The 6,992-nt window shown below is 72.6% G+C and carries 7 protein-coding genes; 6 read left to right on the top strand and 1 reads right to left on the bottom strand.

Annotated elements, in window-relative coordinates:
- Nucleotides 1-97: 97 nt before the first annotated feature.
- Nucleotides 98-982, bottom strand: a complete 885-nt coding sequence (locus tag AC1RTC_RS16765; protein ID WP_493157682.1) for a glycosyltransferase family 2 protein — start codon at nucleotides 980-982, stop codon at nucleotides 98-100.
- 237 nt (nucleotides 983-1,219) lie between these two features.
- Here AC1RTC_RS16765 and AC1RTC_RS16760 point away from each other — a divergent pair, with 237 nt between their 5' ends.
- Genes AC1RTC_RS16760 through AC1RTC_RS16735 form a run of 6 tightly spaced genes read left to right on the top strand, consistent with a single transcriptional unit; the run spans nucleotide 1,220 to nucleotide 6,961 of the window.
- Nucleotides 1,220-1,651, top strand: coding sequence for a holo-ACP synthase (locus AC1RTC_RS16760; protein ID WP_493157680.1), 432 nt, complete (start codon nucleotides 1,220-1,222; stop codon nucleotides 1,649-1,651).
- Nucleotides 1,648-1,899, top strand: a complete 252-nt coding sequence (locus tag AC1RTC_RS16755; protein WP_493157678.1) for an acyl carrier protein — start codon at nucleotides 1,648-1,650, stop codon at nucleotides 1,897-1,899. The genes AC1RTC_RS16760 and AC1RTC_RS16755 overlap by 4 nt, the downstream gene beginning before the upstream one ends.
- Nucleotides 1,896-3,071 carry an acyl-CoA dehydrogenase family protein gene (locus tag AC1RTC_RS16750; protein ID WP_493157676.1) on the top strand — a complete coding sequence of 392 codons (1,176 nt, stop codon included), beginning with the start codon at nucleotides 1,896-1,898 and terminating at the stop codon, nucleotides 3,069-3,071. Before AC1RTC_RS16755 ends, AC1RTC_RS16750 begins: the two co-directional genes overlap by 4 nt.
- A gap of 4 nt (nucleotides 3,072-3,075) precedes the next feature.
- A complete protein-coding gene (locus AC1RTC_RS16745; RefSeq protein ID WP_493157674.1) occupies nucleotides 3,076-4,017 on the top strand; it encodes an amino acid--[acyl-carrier-protein] ligase in 942 nt (313 codons plus the stop codon).
- A gap of 5 nt (nucleotides 4,018-4,022) precedes the next feature.
- Entirely contained in the window at nucleotides 4,023-5,702 is a 1,680-nt protein-coding gene (locus tag AC1RTC_RS16740; protein ID WP_493157672.1) for a hypothetical protein, read from the top strand.
- Nucleotides 5,703-5,707: 5 nt separating this feature from the next.
- The gene (locus AC1RTC_RS16735; RefSeq protein ID WP_493157670.1) at nucleotides 5,708-6,961 is read left to right on the top strand and encodes a hypothetical protein; all 1,254 of its coding nucleotides are present in this window, start codon (nucleotides 5,708-5,710) and stop codon (nucleotides 6,959-6,961) included.
- The last annotated feature ends 31 nt before the right edge of the window (nucleotides 6,962-6,992 follow it).

The raw sequence follows: 6,992 nt of genomic DNA, 5'->3' as shown, positions 1-6,992 counted from the left end.
GGGCGAGGGGCTGGGCGAGGGCGAGGGTCTGGGGCGGGGCGAGGGGGCGGGGCCGGGCCCGCGGGCCGGGCGGGGCGGCGGGATGCCGCGGCGCGGGTCAGCGCGCGCGCCAGCCGAGCTCCTGCCGGGCTCGGCGCCCGAGGTACCAGCGCTCGAGCGGCCGGAGCCCGGAGAGGGAGTCGAGGAACCGGGCGACGAACGGCTCGAGCGCGGCCCGGCCGGCGGGGGAGAGCGGGCCGTCGCGCGTGAACGCGAGGTCGGGGAACCACGGCGTCTCGCGCGTGCCCCAGACCACGTTCACGAGCTCCTGGTACGAGCGCTCCAGCACGGGATCGTACGCGAGGCTCTCGCGCCAGCCGAGCGCGGCAGTCACCTGGGTCGGGCTCTTGCGGATCAGCACGGTCGGGCGCGCGAGCCGCACCATCGTCGCACCGTTCGCGGCGGCGCGCAGCCAGAGATCGAAGTCCTCGGCGATCGCGCCCGCGCGGTACCCGCCGGCGGCGCGCAGGGCGGTGGCGCGGCCGAGCGAGGTGGAGTGCGGGTACGGGCAGTCGAGCAGCAGCGCGAGGCGGGCGGCCTCGCGTCCGAAGCCGATCGGCGGAACGGGCCGGCGGAGGCCGCCGCCGATCACCTGGAACGTGGAGAACACGAGGTCGTGGCCGCGCTCGATCGCGGCGAGCTCCGCGCGGAACCGGCCGGGCAGGCACACGTCGTCGGAGTCCATGCGCGCGATGTACTCGCCGCTCGCCGCCCCGAGCAGCCGCTCCGCGGCGAGGGCGACGCCGAGCTGGGCGGGGCTGCTCTCGACCCGCACGCGCGGATCGCCCGTGGACGAGGCGATCTCCAGGGTGGCGTCTGAACTCGCATCGTCGAGGACGATGAGCTCGGCATCCCGGGGCATGTCGCGAAGGGTCGATCGAAGTGCCTCGGCAATGGTGCGCTGCGCGTTGCGCGCGGGCATCAGGACACTCAGGCGGGGCACGGCACCACTCTGGCACATGGCGCGGCGGTGCTGCCTTAACCCGCGGCTTAACCCCCACACCTATGCCCCCTTTCGGGTGCCCCGCCATGGAGGGGCACGGATGGCCCCCCCTAGCCTGATCTGAGTGAGCCACCCACTCACGCTTACCCGAATCTCGCCAGCCCCGTCTTCCCCCGGATGGAGCAGCACGCGGTCACCCGCCCGCGCGCCGAACGGCGAACCCCGAAGGAACCCGACATGTTCAGCACCCGAGCTGGCACGACGATGGAGCGCCCCGGCGTGCTCGTCGGCTGCGACATCCACCCCGTCTTCAACGTCGTCGAGAGCATCGACGTCTTCGGCGAGCGCTACCTCGCGCGGGTCTTCACCCCCGCCGAGCGCGCGGCGTGCAACGAGGCGCCCGAACGCCTCGCCGCGCGCTACGCCGCGAAGGAGTCTGTTCTCAAACTCCTGAAGGTGCCGGCGGACGTCGCAGTGCCGTGGACCGACATCGAGGTGGGCGCCGACCCGAACGGCGCCCCCTCCGTCGTCCTTCACGGGCGCGCGGCGGAGATCGCCGCCGACCTGGGCGTGACGGCCATCGAGCTGACGCTCAGCCACGACGGCGGCATGGCCATGGCCGTGGCCGCCGCCATGGTCGGGGTGCACGAAGCGGCGATCGCCGCGTGAGCGCCGTCGACACCGTGCGCCGGGTGCTCGACACGCACGCCAAGCTCACCGCCCCCGCGGGCACGCTCGCCGAGGACGACGACCTGTACGCGGCGGGCATGACCTCCCACGCGAGCGTCAACGTGATGCTCGCCGTCGAGGACGCCTTCGACATCGAGTTCCCCGACGAGCTGCTCACCAAGCACACGTTCTGCAGCATCCGCACCATCAGCAGCGCGGTCGAGGGTCTTCTGGAGGCCGCAGCATGAGAATGCCCACCACCATCACGGCGACGAAGGATGCCCGCCCGCTCGCCGAGCGCGTGGCCCACGTGGCCGACATCGCAGGCCGCTACGCGGGCGAGGTCGACGCCGCCGCGCGCTTCCCCGCCGAAGCCGTGGACGCCATGCGCACCACCGGACTGCTCGGCGCGAGCCTGCCGGTCGCCCTCGGCGGCGAGGGCCTCACGCTCGCGCAGCTCGGGGAGATCGCCGCCAAGCTCGGCGCCGCGTGCTCCTCGACGGGAATGGTCTTCGCGATGCACCACAGCCAGGTGCTGAGCCTCTCGCGGCACCTCGGCGGGTCGGCATCCCTCGCGATCCTGGCCGGCCGCATCGCGAGCGAGCAGCTGCTCCTGGCGTCGGCGACCACCGAGCTCGGCATCGGAGGCGACGTCCGCTCGAGCTCGTGCTTCGTCGACCTCGAGGGCGACGGCGTCCGGCTCGTGAAGAACGCGCCCGTCATCTCCTACGGCTCCGAGGCCGACCTGGTGCTCGTGACCGCCCGCCGCAACGCGGACAGCGCGCCGAGCGACCAGGTGCTCGTCGTCTGCGACGCGGCCAACCTCACGCTCGAGGCGACCGGCGGCTGGGACACGCTCGGCCTGCGCGGCACCGCCAGCATGGGCTACAAGCTGAACGCGCTCGTTCCCGCCGACCGGGTGATCCCCGAGGCCTACGAGTCCATCTCCACGGAGACGATGCTGCCCGTGTGCCACGTGCTGTGGGCATCCGTGTGGCTCGGCATGGCCCGCGCGCTGGTGGAGACCTGCCGGCAGTACGTCCGCAGCGCTGCCCGCCGCAGCATCGGCAGCGTGCCCCCCGGCGCGACGAAGCTCGTCGGCCTCATCGCGGAGCTCGAGCGCTTCGAGGAGCTGGTGGGCGGCCTGACCCGTCGCACCGACGCGCTCTTCGACGACCGTGACGCTCTGGGCGGCATCGGCTACCAGGTGAGCATCAACAACCTGAAGGTGACCGCGTCAGAGCTCGTGGCGCAGGTCGCCATCGCGGCCCTCGCGATCACCGGCATCTCCGGCTACCGCAACGACGGGCAGTACAGCGTTGCGCGCATCTTCCGGGACGCGCAGGGCGCCGCTCTCATGGTCCACAACGACCGCATCACAGCCAACACGGCCAGGCTCATCCTGGTGCAGAAGGGATAGTGGCATGACCGACGTGCTGAACGACCGTCCGACCGCTCTCGACGAGGCCCGCCTCGCCTTCCGCGACGACCTCCTCGACTCCGGGATGCTCGTGGCAACGTCCGTGCCCGGCATCTACGGCCGCTCGGGCGATTTCGAGCGCGTCATCACCGGCCTCGACACCCTGCTCGGCGAGTCGTTCGCGTCCCTGGGCGCAACCGTCCTGCGCTTCCCGCCGGTGTACCCGCGCGCGGACTTCGAGCGCACAGACTACATCGCCTCCTTCCCCGACCTGAGCGGCGTCGTCTCGAGCTTCGAGGACGGCGACCGCGAGCACCGCGAGCTCCTCGCGGCCCGCGAGGAGGGCAAGGCGTACGACGGCTGGCTCAAGCCGGCCGAGGTCGTGCTCACCAACGCGATCTGCCACCCGCTCTACGCGACGCTCGAGGGCACGCTCCCCGAGGGCGGCGGCGTGTACGACCTCTCCGGCTACGGCTTCCGCCACGAGCCGTCGAACGACCCGATGCGCCTGCAGTCGTTCCGGATGCGCGAGTTCGTGTTCGCCGGCACCCCGGACGCGGCGCAGCTCTACCGCGACACCTGGCTCGACACCTCCGTGGAGCTCCTCGCCTCGCTCGGCCTCGCGGTGCAGGCCGTGCCGGCCAACGACCCGTTCTTCGGCCGCGCCGGCAAGATGCTCGTCAGCGCCCAGCTGCGCGAGAACCTCAAGGTCGAGATCATCGTCCCGCTCTACGGCGACCTCCACGAGGGCACCGCGATCGCGTCGGCGAACTGCCAGCGCGACCACCTCACCCGCGCGTTCGACATCACGACCGCCGACGGCGAGACCGCCCACGGCGCGTGCATCGCGTTCGGCATGGAGCGCACCGCGCTCGCCCTCCTGCGCACGCACGGTATGGATCTCGAAGCCTGGCCCGTGGACGTGCGCGCGCTCCTCAGCCTGTGACCGCCGTGATGCTCGACACCTGGTTCGGCGACCCCGAGTCGCCGACCCTCGGCTTCCTGCACCTCCCCGAGGACGGGCTGGTGCGCGGCGGCGTCGTGCTGTGCCCGCCGCTCGGCGCCGACCACGTGATCGGCTACCGCGCCCTGCGCTTCGTCGGCCAGCAGCTCGCGGCCCGCGGCATCGCGGCGCTGCGCTTCGACTACGTCGGCGAGGGCGACGCGAGCGGGCCGTCCGGCGCCGCGAACGCCCCCGAGCTGTGGATCTCCAGCATCGCCCGCGCCGCCGCGTACCTCCGCGAGTCCGGTGTCGAGAACGCCGCCCTGCTGGGACTCGGGGCGGGCTCGCTGCTCGCCAACCAGGCGGCGGGCACGGTGGATGCCACGGCACTGGTGCTCTGGGACCCGGAGCTCTCGGGCCGCCGGTTCCTGCGCAAGCAGCGCTCCCTGTTCGAGCTGACCGTCGGCGCGCTCGGCGGGCCCAGCGACCCCGAAGCACTCCTCTCGCTCAAGCTCCACGCCGACGCCAGTGCGTGGCTCAGCGCGCGCGAGATCACGCCCGCGAGCCTCCCCGTCGGAGTCGACACCCTCATCGTCGGGCGCCGCGCCAACGACGAGAGCCCCGCCACGGTGCGGCTCAGGTCCGGGCTGCCGGCACGGGCCGAGTACCGGTCCGTTACCGGGCAGGAGGAGCTGCTCGAGGCTCCCAGCTCGCTCGCGGTGCTCCCGGAGGAGACGATCGCCGGGATGGCGGACTGGCTCGTGCAGCGGTTCCCCGCGGCATCCCGAGCCATCGACCCGGTGGTCTCCGACAGCGCCGTCGTGGCATCGGCGGAGGACGGCACGCCCATCGTCGAGCGGCTGCGCCGCGTCGGGCCCGACCGGCTGTTCGTGATCGAGACCGGCCGTGAGGGCGACCTCGACTCCGGCATCGTCGTGCTGCAGCCCGGTGCCGCGGAGCACCGTGTCGGCCCCGGCCGCTTCCAGGTGCTCGCCGCGCGCGAGCTCGCGCAGCGCGGGTACCGGGCCATCCGGTTCGACCGCCGCGTCACCGGCGACACCACGGAGGTGCGCCCCGGCGAGCCGAGCCTGATCTTCGCGGAGGAGTGGGTCGACGACACCGACCGCCTCATCGCCGAGCTCGCGAGCGAGGACGTGGTCGCCCATGCCGGCCTGTGCGCCGGCGGCTGGGTAGCCGCGCGCATGGCGGAGCGGCGCCCGGCGCGGCTGGCCGTGCTGTTCAGCCCGAACTATTTCAAGACCGCGCCTCTGCGGGCGGGCCAGTACTCCGACCTCACCCGGTCGGAGAAGGAGGGCACGCGTCGGTTCGTCGACCTCAAGCGCGCACTGCGCGGCGCACTGCCGGGCTGGGCGTGGCCGATCCTCAGCCGCCTGCAGCTGTTCCACGACCCCGCGGTGCTGCTCGAGGCCTCCAGCCGTCGGGCCGGTAGCACGGTCGCCCTCCTCCTCACCCCCGAGGACCAGGAGAACTTCGGCTCCCACCGCGGGTACGAGGCGGTGTCGCGCCTGCGGGGCCGGGGCGCGGACATCCGCGTCACCGACTACCCGTTCGGCGACCACTCCCTGTTCGGCGAGGAGGTCAGGGTGAGGATGCTCGCCGACCTGCTCTCGCTCGTCGAGGAGTCTCTTCCGCGCACGGCGTCGCTGGCTGCGGGGTCACGGGCGTGAAAGCAGTGGGAGCGACGCGGAGACTCGGCCTGTTCGGGGTCTCCGTCCTGCTCAACGGGGTCATCAGCCTCATCACCATCCCGATCGTGATCGCGGTCGCGGGCGCCGACCCGTGGGCCTCGATGGCGACCGGGCAGTCGATCGGCAACTCCATCGGGGTGCTCGTCGCGTTCGGCTGGGCGCTCACCGGCCCGGCCTCGATCGCCATGGCCTCGGTCGAGCGGCGGCCGGGCATGTTCCTCGACTCGCTGTTCTCGCGCGGCGCCATCCTGCTTCCGCTCATCCTCGTGCAGGCCCTCGTGACCATCGCGATCGTGCCGCACGCCAAGTTCGTGGCCTTCGTCGCGGGCCTCGGGATGACGCTGGCCGGCGTCTCGGCGAACTGGTACTTCACCGGCGAGAGCCGACCCGGCCGCTTCCTCTTCCTCGACACGGTCCCGCGGGTGCTCGGCACCGTGACCGGACTGCTGCTCGTGGTGCTCACGGACGAGCTGCTGTTCTTCGCCCTCGCCCAGCTCGCGGGGTCGCTGCTCGCGCTGGGTGTCTCGTCGTACGTGATCTTCCGCGGACAGCACCTCGACTTCCGCGAGGCGGCCCGCTGGCGAAACATCGTGGCCCGGCTCTCCGAGCAGCGCCACGGCGTCGTCGCGACCGGGCTGTACGCGGGGCTCACCCCGGCGATCCTCGGCATCGTGGCCGTCACGGCACCGGCATCTCTCCCGCTCTTCGTGCTCGCCGACCGCCTGTCGAAGTTCGTCGGCATGGCCACGGCCCCGCTCATCCAGGTGTTCCAGGGCTGGGTGCCGGCGGCGGCGGGGCAGGAGCTGCTGAGGCGCATCGCGCTCTCCGCCCGCATCACCGTCGCGCTCGGCGTACTCGCCGGCGCGGTCTACGCGGCGCTCCTGCCGCTGTTCAGCGAGCTCCTCACCCACGACCAGGTGAAGGTCGACCTGTCGTCGGCGATCGCGTTCGGCTGCGTGGCATCCTCGTGGGTCATCTCCCCCTACCTGACCAATGTCGCGCTGATGGCTGTCGGCCGCGTGCGGGTGATTGCCCTGAGCGCGGCGGTCGGCGTGCCCCTGACCCTCGTGCTCCTCGGGTCGGCCGAGCTGTTCGGCCTGGCGGAGTTCGCACCGTGGGCGATCGCCATCGGCAACACCGCGGGGATGATCTGGCTTACCATCGCGCTGCGCCGGGCGATGAGGCATCCGATCGAGCCAGCGCTGGCCTACGCGCAGGCGCTGGAGCCCGCCCGTTAACCCGGGCCTTAACCCCGTATCGGGTCCCCCG

This window comes from Rhodoglobus sp. GW821-FHT12B09 (genome assembly GCF_058809925.1).
The sequence above is the reverse complement of the archived record's forward strand: the minus strand, read 5'-3'. Positions and strand labels throughout refer to the sequence as shown.